Source organism: Streptomyces sp. S465 (genome assembly GCF_026898115.1).
GTDB lineage: Bacteria > Actinomycetota > Actinomycetes > Streptomycetales > Streptomycetaceae > Streptomyces > Streptomyces luomodiensis.
Genome location: NZ_CP114036.1, coordinates 5,086,958 through 5,102,466 on the forward strand (window position 1 = coordinate 5,086,958; position 15,509 = coordinate 5,102,466).

Annotated in this window: 9 protein-coding genes, 5 tRNA genes and 1 pseudogene; 7 read left to right on the forward strand and 8 right to left on the reverse strand. The window is 71.2% G+C overall.

Annotated elements, in window-relative coordinates; genetic code table 11:
* Nucleotides 1–78: 78 nt before the first annotated feature.
* Together N6H00_RS21510 and hrpA are read right to left on the reverse strand one after the other, a co-directional pair.
* A tRNA-Asp gene (locus N6H00_RS21510) sits at nucleotides 79–153 on the reverse strand.
* A gap of 138 nt (nucleotides 154–291) precedes the next feature.
* Entirely contained in the window at nucleotides 292–4,218 is a 3,927-nt protein-coding gene (gene hrpA, locus N6H00_RS21515; protein ID WP_268973442.1) for an ATP-dependent RNA helicase HrpA, read from the reverse strand.
* 100 nt (nucleotides 4,219–4,318) lie between these two features.
* Between hrpA and N6H00_RS21520 the strand changes: the two genes are divergently transcribed.
* The gene (locus N6H00_RS21520) at nucleotides 4,319–5,383 is read left to right on the forward strand and encodes an ABC transporter permease (RefSeq protein WP_268973443.1); all 1,065 of its coding nucleotides are present in this window, start codon (nucleotides 4,319–4,321) and stop codon (nucleotides 5,381–5,383) included.
* A gap of 227 nt (nucleotides 5,384–5,610) precedes the next feature.
* Here N6H00_RS21520 and N6H00_RS21525 read toward each other — a convergent pair whose 3' ends face one another.
* Nucleotides 5,611–6,702 (reverse strand): DUF1152 domain-containing protein, encoded by a 1,092-nt coding sequence (locus N6H00_RS21525; RefSeq protein ID WP_268973444.1) that lies wholly within the window; start codon nucleotides 6,700–6,702, stop codon nucleotides 5,611–5,613.
* A gap of 250 nt (nucleotides 6,703–6,952) precedes the next feature.
* Between N6H00_RS21525 and N6H00_RS21530 the strand changes: the two genes are divergently transcribed.
* Complete coding sequence (locus tag N6H00_RS21530) at nucleotides 6,953–7,330, forward strand: hypothetical protein (RefSeq protein ID WP_268973445.1); 378 nt, start codon at nucleotides 6,953–6,955, stop codon at nucleotides 7,328–7,330.
* A gap of 81 nt (nucleotides 7,331–7,411) precedes the next feature.
* Here N6H00_RS21530 and N6H00_RS21535 read toward each other — a convergent pair.
* Both N6H00_RS21535 and N6H00_RS21540 read right to left on the reverse strand, forming a co-directional pair.
* A tRNA-Phe gene (locus N6H00_RS21535) sits at nucleotides 7,412–7,485 on the reverse strand.
* Nucleotides 7,486–7,489: 4 nt separating this feature from the next.
* Nucleotides 7,490–7,564 (reverse strand) — tRNA-Asp (locus tag N6H00_RS21540).
* 291 nt (nucleotides 7,565–7,855) lie between these two features.
* Here N6H00_RS21540 and N6H00_RS21545 point away from each other — a divergent pair.
* Nucleotides 7,856–8,116 (forward strand): annotated as a pseudogene (locus tag N6H00_RS21545) (sulfite oxidase); the annotation flags it as partial.
* 13 nt (nucleotides 8,117–8,129) lie between these two features.
* On the opposite strand, the gene N6H00_RS21550 reads toward N6H00_RS21545, so the two are convergent.
* The 3 genes from N6H00_RS21550 to N6H00_RS21560 all read right to left on the reverse strand — a co-directional run bounded on the left by N6H00_RS21550 (nucleotide 8,130) and on the right by N6H00_RS21560 (nucleotide 10,930).
* Nucleotides 8,130–8,951, reverse strand: coding sequence for a DUF1684 domain-containing protein (locus tag N6H00_RS21550; protein ID WP_268973446.1), 822 nt, complete (start codon nucleotides 8,949–8,951; stop codon nucleotides 8,130–8,132).
* Nucleotides 8,952–9,153: 202 nt separating this feature from the next.
* Nucleotides 9,154–9,229 (reverse strand) — tRNA-Glu (locus tag N6H00_RS21555).
* 81 nt (nucleotides 9,230–9,310) lie between these two features.
* The gene (locus N6H00_RS21560) at nucleotides 9,311–10,930 is read right to left on the reverse strand and encodes a metallophosphoesterase (protein ID WP_268973447.1); all 1,620 of its coding nucleotides are present in this window, start codon (nucleotides 10,928–10,930) and stop codon (nucleotides 9,311–9,313) included.
* Nucleotides 10,931–11,056: 126 nt separating this feature from the next.
* On the opposite strand from N6H00_RS21560, the gene N6H00_RS21565 reads away from it, so the two are divergent.
* The 4 genes from N6H00_RS21565 to N6H00_RS21580 all read left to right on the forward strand — a co-directional run bounded on the left by N6H00_RS21565 (nucleotide 11,057) and on the right by N6H00_RS21580 (nucleotide 15,408).
* Complete coding sequence (locus tag N6H00_RS21565; protein WP_180990685.1) at nucleotides 11,057–11,407, forward strand: metallopeptidase family protein; 351 nt, start codon at nucleotides 11,057–11,059, stop codon at nucleotides 11,405–11,407.
* 446 nt (nucleotides 11,408–11,853) lie between these two features.
* Nucleotides 11,854–12,438, forward strand: a complete 585-nt coding sequence (locus N6H00_RS21570) for a hypothetical protein (RefSeq protein ID WP_268973448.1) — start codon at nucleotides 11,854–11,856, stop codon at nucleotides 12,436–12,438.
* A gap of 272 nt (nucleotides 12,439–12,710) precedes the next feature.
* Nucleotides 12,711–15,143 (forward strand): DEAD/DEAH box helicase, encoded by a 2,433-nt coding sequence (locus N6H00_RS21575; protein ID WP_268973449.1) that lies wholly within the window; start codon nucleotides 12,711–12,713, stop codon nucleotides 15,141–15,143.
* A 192-nt stretch (nucleotides 15,144–15,335) separates the two neighbouring features.
* A tRNA-Lys gene (locus tag N6H00_RS21580) sits at nucleotides 15,336–15,408 on the forward strand.
* The last annotated feature ends 101 nt before the right edge of the window (nucleotides 15,409–15,509 follow it).

Genomic DNA, 15,509 nt, shown 5'->3' on the forward strand with positions numbered 1-15,509 from the left:
TGGGTACCGCTGCCTGCGGTGGGCCGTCAAGATGCGAAAGGCCCGGATCCATGAACGGATCCGGGCCTTCCGGGAAAGCGGTCCTGACGGGATTTGAACCCGCGGCCTCCACCTTGACAGGGTGGCGAGCACTCCAAACTGCTCCACAGGACCAACACCGACGCCTGCGGCTTCGCCGCTGTGCGTCGCGCGGTGTGCGCTGCGTTGCAGACTCTACAGCAGGTCAGGGGGTGCGGTCGAACTCGCGCCCGGCGGGGCCCCGGCGGCCCGCCGGAGCCCCCTGGGGCACCTCTACGGCGCCGCCGCGTCGATGGCCTTCACGATGCGCTTGTCGGATACCGGATAGGCCGTGCCGAGGGCGTGCGCGAAGTAGCTGACCCGCAGCTCCTCGATCATCCACCGGATCTCCAGCGCCTCCTGGGGCACCGGGCGCCCCGGCGGGAACTGCTCCAGCAGCCAGGCGTACTCGTCCCGCATCTCCCGCACCTTCGCCATCCGGGCGCGGTCCCGGTCGGCGTTGACCGGGAGCTGCTGGAGCCGCCGGTCCACGGCCACCAGATAGCGCATGAGGTCCGGAAGCCGCCGTACGCCGTGCGCGGTCACGAAACCCGGTGTGATGAGCTCCGAGAGCTGCTCCCTGATGTCGGTGAGGGACGGCAGCAGAACGGGGCTGCGGGTGGCCTTCAGCCGCCGCTCGCACGACTGCCAGGCCGCCAGCACCTCCTGGACCTTGCGCACGGTGTCCAGCGTGGCGTCCATGATGTCGGTGCGCACCGCGTCGAAGAGCTTGCGGAACGACTCCTCGTCCCAGACCGGGCCGCCGTGGGTCGCGATCAGCCGGTCGGCCGCGGCGGCCACGCAGTCGTCGAAAAGCGCCTGCACACTGCCGTGCGGACTGCTGGCAAGCGCCAGCTTCGCTTGGTTGGAGAGCTTGCCCTGGACGAACTTGGCGGGGTTGGACGGCAGCTGGAGGAGGATCAGCCGGCGCGTCCCCCGCCACATCGCCTCCCGCTGCTCGGCCTCGGTGTCGAAGAGCCGCACGGCCACCGACGCGCCCTCGTCGACGAGCGCCGGATACGCCTTGACCGGCTGGCCGCCGCGGCGCGTCTCGAAGGTGCGCGGCAGCGTCCCGACCGTCCACCGGGTCAGCCCGCCGCGCTGCTCGATCCCCACGGCCTCCTTGGAGGACTCGAACGCCTTGGAGATCGCGGCCCGCGTCTTCGGCCGCAGCCGCTGCCGCAGCGCCTCCAGGTCCTTGTCCTCGGCGAGCTTGCGGCGCCGCTCGTCCACCACCCGGAAGGTGATCTTGAGGTGGTCGGGGACCTTCGCCAGGTCCCAGTCCTCCGGCTCGATCCGCACGCCCACCATCCGGTGCAGCTCGCGCCCCAGCGCCGCCGTCAGCGGTTCCTGGAGGGGCACGGCGGCGTCCAGGAAGCGCTTGGCGTAGTTGGGCGCCGGGACGTAGTGCCGGCGGACCGGTTTGGGCAGCGAGCGGATCAGCTCGGTGACCAGGTCCTCGCGCAGCCCCGGGATCTGCCAGTCGAAACCGTCAGCGGTGACCTGGTTGAGCACCTGGAGCGGGATGTGGACCGTCACGCCGTCCGCGTCCGCGCCCGGCTCGAACTGGTAGGTCACCTTGAACTTGAGCCGTCCCTGGCGCCAGGAGTCCGGGTAGGCGTCCTTGGTGACGTCCTGCGCCCGCTCGTTGATGAGCATCGACTTCTCGAAGGTGAGGAGCTCCGGCGCCTCGCGCCGTTTGTGCTTCCACCAGGAGTCGAAATGCGCGCCCGAGACCACGTGCTCGGGGATCCGCTGGTCGTAGAAGTCGAAGAGCGTCTCGTCGTCCACGAGGATGTCGCGGCGCCGGGCACGGTGCTCCAGCTCCTCGACCTCGCCCAGCAGTTTGCGGTTGTCGTGGAAGAACTGGTGATGGGTGCGCCAGTCGCCCTCCACCAGGGCGTTGCGGATGAACAGGTCGCGGCTGGTCTCCGGGTCGATCCGGCCGTAGTTGACCTTCCGCTGGGCGACGATCGGCACACCGTAGAGCGTGACCCGCTCATACGCCATCACCGCGGCCTGCTTCTGCTCCCAGTGCGGTTCGCTGTAGGTGCGTTTGACCAGGTGCTGGGCGAGCGGCTCGATCCACTCCGGCTCGACCCGCGCGTTGACCCGCGCCCACAGCCGGGACGTCTCCACCAGCTCGGCCGACATCACCCAGCGCGGCGGCTTCTTGAACAGCGCCGAGCCGGGGAACACCGCGAACTTGGCGCTGCGCGCGCCCAAGTACTCGTTCTTGTCGGTGTCCTTGAGACCCACATGGGAGAGCAGCCCCGCCAGCAGCGAGGTGTGGATGTGGTCGGGCGCCGCGTCCTGCTCGGACATGTGGATGTCCATGGTCTTGGCGACCGTGCGCAGCTGGCTGTAGATGTCCTGCCATTCGCGTATGCGCAGGTAGTTGAGGAACTCATTGCGGCACATCCGGCGGAAGGCGGACGAGGACAGCTCCTTCTGCCGCTCCCGGATGTACTTCCACAGGTTGAGGAAGGCCAGGAAGTCGCTGGACTCGTCCTTGAAGCGGGCGTGGCTCTGATCCGCCTGCTGCTGCTTGTCGGAGGGACGCTCGCGCGGGTCCTGGATGGACAGCGCCGCCGCGATCACCATCACCTCGCGGACACAGCCGTTGCGGTCCGCCTCCAGCACCATCCGGGCCAGCCGCGGGTCCACCGGCAGCTGGGCCAGCTTCCGGCCGACCTGGGTGAGCCGCTTGCGCGGGTCCTTCTGCTTGCTGTCCAGGGCGTGCAGCTCCTCCAGGAGCTGGATGCCGTCCTTGATGTTGCGGCGGTCCGGCGGATCGATGAAGGGGAACTTCTCGATGTCGCCGAGGCCGGCGGCGGTCATCTGGAGGATGACGGAGGCCAGGTTGGTGCGGAGGATCTCGGCGTCGGTGAACTCCGGGCGGGTGAGGAAGTCGTCCTCGGAGTACAGCCGGATGCAGATGCCGTCGCTGGTCCGGCCGCAGCGGCCCTTCCGCTGATTGGCGCTGGCCTGCGAGATCGGCTCGATGGGCAGCCGCTGGACCTTGGTGCGGTGGCTGTAACGGGAGATCCGGGCGGCGCCCGGATCGATCACGTAGCGGATGCCGGGGACGGTCAGCGAGGTCTCGGCGACGTTCGTCGCCAGCACGATCCGGCGGCCGGTGTGTCTCTGGAAGACCCGGTGCTGCTCGGCGTGCGACAGCCGGGCGTACAGCGGAAGCACCTCGGTGGCCGGGAGCTTCTTCTTGTTCAGCGCGTCGGCGGTGTCGCGGATCTCCCGCTCACCGGAGAGGAAGACCAGGATGTCGCCGGGGCCCTCGGCCTGGAGCTCGTCGACCGCGTCGCAGATCGCGGTGATCTGGTCGCGGTCGCCGTCCTCCCCGCCCTCCTCCAGCAGCGGGCGGTAGCGCACCTCGACCGGATACGTACGTCCGCTGACCTCGACGATCGGGGCGTCGCCGAAATGCCGGGAGAAGCGCTCCGGGTCGATGGTGGCGGAGGTGATCACGACCTTGAGGTCGGGGCGGCGGGGCAGCAGCTGGGCCAGATAGCCGAGCAGGAAGTCGATGTTGAGGCTGCGCTCATGGGCCTCGTCGATGATGATCGTGTCGTACTGGCGCAGCTCGCGGTCGGTCTGGATCTCGGCCAGCAGGATGCCGTCGGTCATCAGCTTGACGTGGGTGTCCTTGCTCACCTGGTCGGTGAAGCGGACCTTCCAGCCGACGGACTCGCCCAGCGGCGAGCGCAGCTCCTCGGCGATGCGCTCGGCCACGGTACGGGCCGCGATCCGGCGGGGCTGCGTATGGCCGATAAGGCCCTTGACGCCGCGCCCGAGCTCCAGGCAGATCTTCGGGATCTGGGTGGTCTTCCCGGAGCCGGTCTCCCCCGCGACGATCACCACCTGGTGATCCCGGACGGCCTCGAGGATCGCGTCCTTCTTCTGGCTGACCGGCAGCTCTTCCGGATAGGTGACGGCCGGCACGGCGGCGCGGCGGTCCGCGACCCTCAGCTCGGCACGCGTGATCTCCTCGGCGATCTCCTCGAGTACGGTGGCTCGGGCCTCGGGCTTACGGATCCGGCGCACTCCGTCGAGGCGGCGCCCCAGCCGCTGCTGGTCGCGCAGCATCAGCTCGGGCAGCCGCTCCAGCAGGGCGGGCAGGGCGGGGGCAGGCGTGGTGGACATACGGATCCCAGGATCTCACCTTCCGAAAACGGCTGGCGAACCATTTCCGTCCGCGCCGCGTCGCGCGGTATGTCCGAGATAGTCGCTTTAGCGTGGCCTCATGGCCGATGACCTGGCGCAGCGCCCAGACCCCGAGCGTCGATCACCACGATCGGTGTGGACCTCTTTCAAACGGTCCCCGTACTTCCCCGCGACCGTCATCGTGCTGATCATCTCCGCGGGCGCGGGACTCTTCGCGGGCTCGTACACCTACGCCTTCGCCAACCCCACGCCCCGGAAGATCCCCACCGCCGTGGTGATCACCGACGACGGCACCGCCGCCCCGCGGCACCGGTTCATCGCCGGGATGGAGAAGGCCCTGAACGCCTCCCTGCGGCTGCACGCCTACCCCTCCGACGAGCAGGCCCGCTGGTCCCTGGAGGAGCAGCGGGTCTTCGCGGTCCTGCGGATGCGCGACCACGGGGTGCGGCTGGACGTCGCCGGCGCGGCGGGGTCGAGCGTCGCCCAGGTGCTCACCCAGGCGGCCGTGAAGGTCGGCCGGGCCGCCAGGGTCCCGGTCGAGGTCACGGACGTCAAGCCGCTCCAGCGCGGCGATCCGCGCGGCCTCGCGGTCTTCTACATCTCCCTGGCCGCCACCATCATCGGCTTCCTCGGCGCCATCCAGCTCAGCGTGAACGCCTCCGGGCTCAACCCGGGCGAACGGATCCTCTTCATCATCGCGTACGCCCTGCTCGGCGGGTTCACGATCGCGGCGATCGTCGACTGGGGGCTGGGCGCGCTGCGGCTCCCGTTCCCCGAGTCCTGGGCGATCCTGGCGCTGACGATGCTCACCTCGGGACTGGTGTTCTCGATGTTCAACGTCCTCTTCGGACGCTGGGCGCTCATCCCCACCTGGGGTCTGATGGTGCTCCTCGGCAACCCCTCCTCCGGCGGCGCCGTCTCCTGGCCCCTGCTCCCGTCCCTCCTCGGCACCATCGGCCGCTGGCTCCCGCCGGGCGCGTCGGTCAACGCCCAGCACACCGCGATCTACTTCCGCCAGCACCAGCACGCCTTCCCCTTCCTGGTGCTGGCGGGCTGGTGCCTGGTGTCCGCGGTGGTCTTCTGGACCTGGCGCCACCGCCACCCGGGCGGCCGACCGCCGAGGGCGACGCCGACGAGGTGCTGAGGAGGGAGGGGTACGGACGCGGGCGCGGGGCGCGGTGCGCCGGACGTCGGGCAGACGAAAAAGACCCTCCCCTGATGATCAGGGGAGGGTCTTCATACCGGAGCGCCGAGCAGGCCTTGCACCTACATCCCTCGTTTGGAGACGAGTATCTTTCCTTAGACGACCGACGCATCAACTCCCGCCCCTCGGGGCGGCGTTGCGAGATCAACTGTACCCCATCCGAGCGATCACAGTCGCCACAGCGGGGCGTCATACCGTTCGGGCTGCGTCCCGATCAGCAAAGCCCGCAGGTCGGCGCGTTGGGCACCGCTGAGACCGAGGACCTCGGTGAGGCGGCGGAAGGTGGTGTGGCTGACCCCGCGGGCGTGGGCCTCCTCCGCGTATCGGGCGACCTGGACGAGCACGGCCCTGGGCCGGAAGGGTCCCTCGGGCGTCGCCCGGAACCGCGCGGCCTTCTCCCGTTCGTAGTCGATCTCCGAGTATCCGCAGACATCCCGGCAGTGCGCCTCGGCCTCGGCGAGGCCGGTCGTGTCGGCGATGGCGCCGGCGAGCAGGTTCCGGCGGAACGCGGCGTCGAGATCCGCCTCGTGCACCACGGGCCCGTCGTCCGTCAGCGGGATCGTCAGCCCCGCGTCCCGTACCTCGCACAGCCCGCGCACGCCCCGCGCTGCCGCCGTGAGCATGCCGGTGGCCTCCGACGGATGCCATTCCATGACGGGGCCGATGGGCGCGACGTCCTCGGCGGTCAGCGTATGGACCACCGCCCCGAGCCGTTCGCGCAGCACCGCCACCGGAATCTCCCCGTCCAGCCCCGGCCCGGCGACCAGCAGCCGGATCTCCGCGTCGACCTGGGCACACGCGGCGAGCGACAGCGCGTCCCCGAGCGGGCTGCGCAGCGTCGGCTCATCACCCCGCGCGAGGATGTCACCGCCCACGTCCAGCAGGTCGACCGACGCCGGGGCCAGGTGCTCGATCACCTCTTCCAGCTGCCGGACCATGCCCGTCACCCCGTGGTGGGGATCGAGCAGGGCGAAGGTGTGCGGCAGCTCGGCGGCCAGCCGGGGCAGTGTGGACCCGGCCGGCGCCACCGGTTTCGCGTCCTCGGGCACGGCGTACACGCTGGGTGTCAGTGCCCGCAGCCCGGTGAAGCCGGCAGCTCCCCGGGGCCCGGGAACGGGGTCGACGAGCAGCCGGTCCCAGGCGTAGGTCAGGACCACGGCCCGGTCGTCGGCCGTCCCCTCCCGGTACAGAGCCCGATCGATCACCGCGGCGGCAACGGCGTCCCCGCCACCTCCGCCCGCCACGATCAGCCGCGTCATCCGCCCAGCGTACGGCCGGCACGGCCGACACCGGCGTAGCCGCCCGACCCTTCTGGCCACCGAGCTCCGACGGCGCGGGTGCTCCCGTACGCCCCGCACGCTTCCCACCTTCGTGGGATTTGCATACTTTCAGGCCTTGCTCTCCGCATTGCCTGGTCACGCTTCTCACGGTGTCGGCCCCGCCAGGGGCCCGTGACGAAGGGAGGACACACATGCGTGGAAGGCTCGTCATCGCTGCCGCGCATTGACCATGGCGCTGACGCCAGGCGTCGCGTCGGCAACACAGGGCGGCGAGGACAGCGGGGTCCAGCACAGCGGCGTCCAGACGACCGATTCCCACCGCGTCGAGGCGCCCGTCCCCCACGAAACCCCCCGCCCCGGCGCCGGAGTGCCCGGATACGAACTGGTCACACTGCCCAATGAGAACGTCCCGAACTTCCAACGGCGCACCGTGTACTGCCCCCAGGGAAAGAAGGTCATCGGCGGCGGCGCCGAGGCACGGGGCGACACCGCCATCCTCGTCGGCAGCTTCCCCACCGACGACGGAAGGGGCTGGATCGGCCTGGGCCGGCAGACCGCCACCGACAACGTGGGCATCAGCGTCTTCGCCATCTGCGCCTACGTCTGATCGACGCGGCGCAGTGACCACACGACGAAAAGCCCCCTCCGGATATACCGGTAGGGGGCTTTGCCCTGGTGAGGGCTGCGGTGGCTGGGGCCGGGGTCGAACCGGCGACCTTCCGCTTTTCAGGCGGACGCTCGTACCAACTGAGCTACCCAGCCGCAGCGGTCCTGACGGGATTTGAACCCGCGGCCTCCACCTTGACAGGGTGGCGAGCACTCCAAACTGCTCCACAGGACCTTGCGTGTACGAGCACGAGTCTCGCACATGGTGGCGTGTGCTCCCAACGGGATTTCTCGCCGTGGATTCACACTCCTTTGCGACGTTCGAACCGGGGCTTGATTTTTCTCCGCCGCGTCGTTGTCGCTGGATCAGCGTATCAGACCTCCGACCCTGTTCTGACCGCTCACCGGGCGGTGGGGAGGGCAGGCGGACCGGCGGGGGAGGCGAATGCCACGCGTGGTCGATGGGTGCGGTGCGTAATCGTCGTGGGTGGTTTCGCCATCGGCCGTAGGGCTGACGCTGTATCGATCCGGCGCCGGTGGAGTACGGGATGTCCAGGTCAGCACGGACGGCGGCGTCACCTGGCGGCCGGCCCGCCGCCGGGACGCCCCGCGTCCGGACGGCTGGGTGCGGTGGAGCCTCCCATGGCGGCCCTCCGCCCCGGGGCCGGCCGAACTGCTCGCCCGCGCCACCGACACCGCGGGCCGCAGCCAGCCCGATCAGGCCGTCTACAACACCCAGGGCTATCTGTTCGACGCCGTCGTCCGGCATGCCGTGACCGTCGTCTGACGCCGGAGGCGGGTCAGGGCTGTCCGCCGCGCTCCAGGGGGATGCGCTCGCCCGCCTCGATCGCGAGCGGCAGTCGGTTCTCGGTGGGCGGCAGGGGGCAGGTCGCGAGGTCGGTGTAGGCGCAGGGGAGGTTCGTGGCGCGGTTGAAGTCGAGGGTGACCCGGCCGGCGTCGTCGGGGGCGTCGATCTGGAGGGAGCGGTTCGCCGCGTACGTGGTCACGCCGGAGGTCGCGTCGGTGAAGAGCACCAGGAGGCTGCCGGGGCGCCTGCCGTTGAAGGCGGTGAGCCGGAAGGTCTCGCCGTTCAGTTCGAACTCGACCTGTCCGGGCGCGTCGTAGACATGCTCCAGTCCCTCCACCGCGGCGCCCACGGTGACCGCGCGCGGCGCGTCGAAGGGGAGGTAGCGGCCGGTGCGGACCCAGCGGGGGTCGGGGGTGTAGGCGGGGGTGCGGGTGTAGGCGGTGCGCAGCGGATTGCCGGGGTGGCGGGGGCGGATGATGTCGTGGCCGCCGCGCTTGGCGACCTCGATCACCGCGTCGCCGTACCTCGGGTACAGGCTGTCCCGCTCGGCGATCACGCCGAAGACGTACCGGCCGCGCACCACCGTGCCGCCGACGGTCAGCTCCTCGCCCTCGGCCAGCTCGACCACCACGCCGTCCGGGCCGCTGGACCAGGCCCCGGGAGCGTCCTCGAAGCGGGCCGGCTCCGGGCTCAGCCATCGCAGGCTGGTGATCGCGAGAAAGCCGTGCGGACTGGCGAGCGCCTGCTCGTGGTCGCGGTGCCACCGCTGCCACTCCTCGGCGAAGCTCACCCGGTCGACATCCTGGACGGTCATCTGCGCTCCCTCGTGTGGGGTCTGCGGCGGGTCCGCTGCGTACAACCACGTCGGGGAGGAAGCCATTCCGGGGGCCGGGGGGGCCGGGGGCTCCGGTGGCTTCTGCGCGGACAAATCCGCGGGTACGGATTGGCGCGTACAGATCCGCGCGTACAAAAAAGTCACCGGCAGGTACGTTCCGACCTGCGGTGACTACATAAGGTGGTGCCCCCAACGGGATTCGAACCCGTGCTACCGCCTTGAAAGGGCGGCGTCCTGGGCCACTAGACGATGAGGGCCGATGGCCCACCTGGGCGCCTCGCGGCGCTTTCGGGGACGCGAGAAGCATATGGGATGCCGGTGAGGTTCGCCAAAACGGTTTACGGAGTGGTGGGCGTCGGCGTGGCCCCCGGCCGGTTCTCGGCCGGCAAATGGCGGCTGACCTCCGCCTTCGCCAGGCCCAAACCGCCCAGATCGATCTCGTCCCACGCCTGGAGCCGTCGGGTGTCCCGGTCCAGATAGAGGACCGACGCCTGCACCTTGTCCGGTGTGCCGTCGTCCACCGCACGCAGCCCGCTGCCGCCCGTCGACCCCTCCGTCATCAGCCGGGTGCCGCCCGGCAGCACCTCCGTACGGCGGTGGTGGACATGCCCGGTGAGGGCCAGCGGCACGGTGCCGTCGGTCTCCCGGGCGGCGATCGGGTTGTGGGCGAGGGCGATGTCGACCGGGGCGCCGGTGGCCTTGCGGGCCCGGATCGCCTCGGCCAGCCGCCGTCCGGCGCGGTGCTCGACCGCGTCGCCGGCGGCCGCGGCGGACCGGTCGGGGGTGAACTGCGGGTCGCCGATGCCCGCGATCCGCAGCCCGCCGACGGTGATCACCTCGCCGTTGTCCACGACATGCGCCCCCTTGCGCCGGGCGAGGTAGCGCTGGGTCGACGCCGAGTCGTGGTTGCCGCGTACCCAGACATAGGGGGCGCCGAGGTCGGAGACGGGTTCGAGGAAGCCGTTCTCGGCGGAGGTGCCGTGATCCATCGTGTCGCCTGTGTCGACGATCACATTGATCTTGTACTGCCGCACCAGCGATTCCACGATGTGCCAGGCGGCCGGATTGAGATGGACGTCCGAGATGTGCAGCACCCGCATGGTGGTCGGGTCCGGCTGATACGCGGGGAGCGTCGAGGTCGCCTCGTAGAGCTGGGTGACGTTGGTCACCATCCGCGCCAACTCCCGCTGGTAGACGTCGAAGTCGGTCACGATGCTGCGCGCGTTGCCGACCATCGAGGGGGCGCTGGAGAGCAGCCCGGAGTAGCGCGGCTCCAGTACGGACTTCGGGTTCCAGGTCGCGTATACGGCGCCCCCGGAGGCGATCAGCAGCGTGAGCGCGAGCCCCCCGGCGGCCATCGCCCGGCGCGGGCGGCGGTAGACGGCCAGGCCCAGCGCGGTGGCGCCGAAGACGACGGCGACGCAGGAGCGGAACGCGAGGTCGAGGGTGCCGTGGGTGACATCGCCGGCGACCTCGTCCTGTAGCCCGGAGAGCCGCTCGGGATGGTCGACGAGGGCCTGGGACCGTACGGGGTCGAGCCGGTCCACATCCACGTCGAGGCGGAGCGGGGCGTGGTGGCTGTTCAGCTCGAGCGCGCCGAGCGGGGCCACGTTGATCTTGGTGCCGCCGGTGAGGGACGGCCGCAGCGCCATCCGGGTGTCCATGGGGCCCACGGAGATGTGGACGCTGCCGACCACCAGCAGTCCGATCCAGGCGCCGAGGACGGTCACGGCGGCCAGCCCGGCGGCGCGAACGACGGGGCGAGGGCGCGCGGTGGGATCGAGCGCCGCGTGGTCGAGCGCCGTCGGATCGAGGGACGGGGTGGATGAGGGGAGGGGCGATGGGCGGCGGAGGAGACGGAAGCGGCGGAGGGGGCGGAAGCGGCGGAGAGGGACGACGGCCGCGGTACGTGCGCGCTGAGCGGTGGCGCGGAGCAGCCGGAGCGGTTCGCGGGCCATTGATCCCGTATGCCCGGCCGCGCGAAGGCGTATGCCTGGGCGCGCGAAGGCGTATGCCTGGGCGGTGGCGCGGATACCTTGGCGCGGACCGCGCCTTTCCGGGCCGGGCTGCCCGACAATGGCCTCGTGCTGGAGATGACGCGCGAGGAGTTCGAGGAACTGGTCGCCGAGGCGCTGGACCGGATCCCGCCGGAGCTGACACGGCTCATGGACAACGTGGCCGTGTTCGTGGAGGACGAGCCACCGGCGGACGACCCCGAGTTGCTCGGGCTCTACGAGGGGACGCCGCTCACCGACCGGGGTGAGTGGTACGCGGGCGTCCTGCCGGACCGGATCACGGTCTACCGGGGGCCGACGCTGCGGATGAGCGAGACGCGGGAGGACGTCGTCCAGGAGACCGAGGTGACCGTGGTCCATGAGATCGCACACCACTTCGGGATCGACGACGCCCGGCTGCACGCGCTGGGCTACGGCTGACCTTGGGCACGACTGGCGTTGGGCACGGCTGGCCCCCACCCCGGGCTACGACTGGCCCGGCGCCTGGCTGTTACCGGCCACGGCTGATCTCGGTGACGGCTGATCCCGGGCATGGCTGTTTCCGGTGCCGGCTGATCCCGTTTTCGGCTATTCCCGGTGACGGCGGCTGCTCTCGGGCACGGCCGATCCCGGGCATGGCGGTCCCCGGGCACGGCCGATCCCGGGCATGGCGGTCCCCGGGCGCGGCCGATCCCGGTGACGGCTGATCCCGGGCACGGCTGACCCGGGCTACGCCCGCCGCCGGACATCGGCAGGGTCCGGGCTACGGCCGACGCCGGACGTGCGGTCTACGGGACGGGCCGGGTCCGTACCGTATGCGTGTCCTGGGCGGGGCGGGGCCAGTTGGGCAGGGCGTCACATCACTGCCGCCTGGAGGTGTCCCGCGCATGCCCGGATTCCCCGCTCCTCGCACCGCCCGTTCCCCTCGGACCTCCCGGCACGCGCCCCGTGCCGCGACGCGCGGGGCGGCGCTCGCGGCGCTCGTGGCCGCGGCGATGGCGCTGGGCGGCTGCATGAGCATCTCCGACGATCCCGAGCGGCCGGACAAGCACCGCGGCTCCCACCAGAAGGGCGAGGCGGCGGACACGGGCGGCGCCGTGGTGCGGTCGGACAGCAGGGGGCATGCGGATGCAGGCTCCGATCAGGATGACAAGGGCGGGAAGGACGGGAAGGGGGAGAAGGGGAAGAAGGAGGGGGAAAAGGGCGAGCATCGGAAGGACGGCGAGGACCGGTCGGCCTCGGCCTCCGCCACCGACCCGGAGGCCGCCCCTTCGGCCCCGTCCGGCCGGGCCGGGGCCCCGCACCACCGCCCGGCCCCCTCGGCGCCACCGCAGCCGGGCGGCGCCGACCCGTCCGATGCGGCCTCCGCGCCCCGGCCGTCGAGCCCGCCGCCGAGCGCACCGGACCCGAAGCCGACCGACGCCGAGCCCGCGACCCCGCCCGCTTCTCCGTCCGATCAGCCGGCGGGCTAGGCCAGGGGACGCAGCACAGGGGACGCAGCACAGGGGACGCGGCACGGGGGACGCGGCGCAGGAGACACGGCGCGAACGGAGCGCATTTGCTCTTGAGGGGGGAAGGTGCGTATGGTGGTAGATCGTTTGATCCCATTTGCCCGGCGCCTTGGAGAAGTGCGCCGTGAGGCGCGTTCCTTGCTATCCCGTGGCTGACCGCATCGAGGCGGTTGTTTGCGACATCACACGGAGTTTGGGCGCGTGCCGAGACTCCGGAAGGTTTCGCATTTCGCATGTCCGTTTCCACTGACCACGCCGTCATGCCCGCCCTCGACGAGCCGACTGAGGCGACCGCGTCGACTGAGCTGACCGCGTCGGCCGCGGCGGCCGAGCAGGCCGTACCGACTGAGCAGGCCGTACCGAGCGAGCCGACCGCGTCGGCCGAGCAGGCCGACCAGACGCCGTCGTCCGAGCACACCGCTCACGCCGAGCCGTCCGAGCACGCCGCCACGGAAGCCCCCGAGACCCCTAAGGCGCCCGACATCACTTTCGCCGACCTCGGCCTTTCCGAACAGATCGTCCGCAAGCTCGCGCAGAACGGCGTCACCACGCCCTTCCCGATCCAGGCCGCGACCATCCCCGACGCCCTCGCCGGACGCGACATTCTCGGCCGCGGCCGCACCGGCTCCGGCAAGACCCTCTCGTTCGGCCTTCCGCTGCTGACCACGCTGGCCGGCGGCCACACCGAGAAGAAGCGCCCCCGCGGTCTGATCCTCACCCCGACCCGTGAACTCGCGATGCAGGTGAGCGACGCGCTTCAGCCTTACGGCGATGTGCTCGGCCTCAAGCTGAAGGTCGTCTGCGGCGGCACCTCGATGGGCAATCAGATCTACGCCCTGGAGCGCGGTGTCGACATCCTCGTCGCCACTCCGGGCCGGCTGCGCGACATCATCGAGCGCGGTGCCGCGTCCCTCGACAAGGTGCAGATCGCGGTCCTCGACGAGGCCGACCAGATGGCCGACATGGGCTTCCTGCCCGAGGTCACCGAGATCCTCGACCTGGTGCCGCAGGGCGGGCAGCGGCTGCTGTTCTCCGCGACGCTGGAGAACGAGATCGACACCCTGGTCAAGCGCTACCTGGTCGACCCGGTCACCCACGAGGTGGACCCGTCCGCGGGCGCCGTCTCGACCATGACCCACCATGTGCTCGTCGTGAAGCCGAAGGACAAGGCGCCGGTCACCGCCGCCATCGCGGCGCGCAAGGGCCGCACCATCATCTTCGTGCGGACCCAGCTGGGCGCCGACCGCGTCGCCGAGCAGCTGCGTGACGCGGGTGTACGCGCCGACGCGCTGCACGGCGGCATGACGCAGGGCGCCCGCACCCGCACCCTGGCCGACTTCAAGGACGGGTACGTCAATGTGCTCGTCGCCACGGACGTCGCCGCGCGCGGTATCCACGTCGACGGCATCGACCTGGTGCTGAACGTGGACCCGGCCGGCGACCACAAGGACTATCTGCACCGCTCCGGCCGTACGGCGCGGGCGGGCCAGAGCGGCACCGTCGTCTCGCTGGCCCTGCCGCACCAGCGCCGCCAGATCTTCCGGCTGATGGAGGACGCGGGCGTCGACGCCTCCCGCCACATCGTGGGCGGCGCCGGAGCCTTCGACGAGGACGTGGCCCGGATCACCGGTGCGCGTTCGCTCACCGAGGTGCAGGCGGAGGCGGCCTCGAACGCCGCCAAGCAGGCCGAGCGCGAGGCGCAGGACCTCACCCGGGAGCTGGAGCGGGTGCAGCGGCGTGCGGTCGAGCTCCGCGAGGAGGCCGACCGGCTGGCCGCGCGGGCGGCCCGCGAACGCGGCGAGACCGTCGTTCCGGCGGAGTCGGCGGAGTCGGCGGAGTCGGCGGCCGAGGCCGGGGCGGCGGTGGCCGAGGCCACGGTGACGCTGCCGGCGCAGCGTACGGCGGAGCCCGTGACCGTGCCCGCCGCCCAGGCGGCGGCCGCCGAGGGCACGGGCACCGCCGAGGCGCCGCGCCGCTCCTCGTACGACCGGGACCGGCGCGATGACCGCCGCGATGACCGTCGGGACGATCGCCGTGATGACCGTGGTGGCCGTTCCTTCGACCGCCGGGACAACGACCGTGGCTTCGGCCGGGACCGCCGTGATGACCGTCGGGACGACCGCGGCTTCGGCCGGGATCGTCGGGACGACCGCCGTGATGACCGTGGTGGCCGCTCGTTCGACCGCCGGGACAACGACCGTGGCTTCAACCGGGACCGGCGCGATGACCGCCGCGACGACCGTCGGGACGATCGCCGTGATGACCGTGGTGGCCGTTCCTTCGACCGTCGCGACAACGACCGTGGCTTCGGCCGGGACCGCCGTGACGATCGCTCGTTCGGCCGCGACCGCCGGGATGACCGCGGTGGCTTCGGCCGCCGTGACGACCGTGGCGGCCGCCCGTACGAGCGCCGTGATGACCGTGGTGGCCGTTCCTTCGACCGCCGGGACAACGACCGTGGCGGCCGTCCCTTCGAGCGCCGCGACCACAACCACCGTGGCGGGGACCGTCCGTTCAACCGGGACCGCCGCGACGACCGCCCGGCCCGCCGTGACGACCACCGGGGCGGCGGCACCGGCGGCCGTTCCTACGAGCGCTCCCACGGTTCGCACGACCGGTCCTTCGACCGCCGTGCCGACAAGCCGCGCTGGAAGCGCAACGGCTGATCGGTCCGACCGGAGATCCTGACCGGAGAACCTGGTCGGAGAGCCGATCGGGGAGCCTGGTCCAGGCGTCTGACCGGCGTCCGGCCGAGGCGTCAAGAGGGCCGTGCAACACCGTGCTGTTGCACGGCCTTTCGCTCCCGGAGGGTATTGGCTCGGGTGTTGGCCCCTGGCCGAGCTATGCTGCGGGGGTGCGGGTCATTAGCTCAATTGGCAGAGCAGTGGACTTTTAATCCATTGGTTCAGGGTTCGAGCCCCTGATGACCCACCTCGGAGACCGCAGGCACCATCGGTGACCTGCGGTTTCCTCGTTCCTGAGGGTCCGCTGCCCGCTGTCCGCCGCCCGCTGCCCGTCGTCCGGGCCCCGGA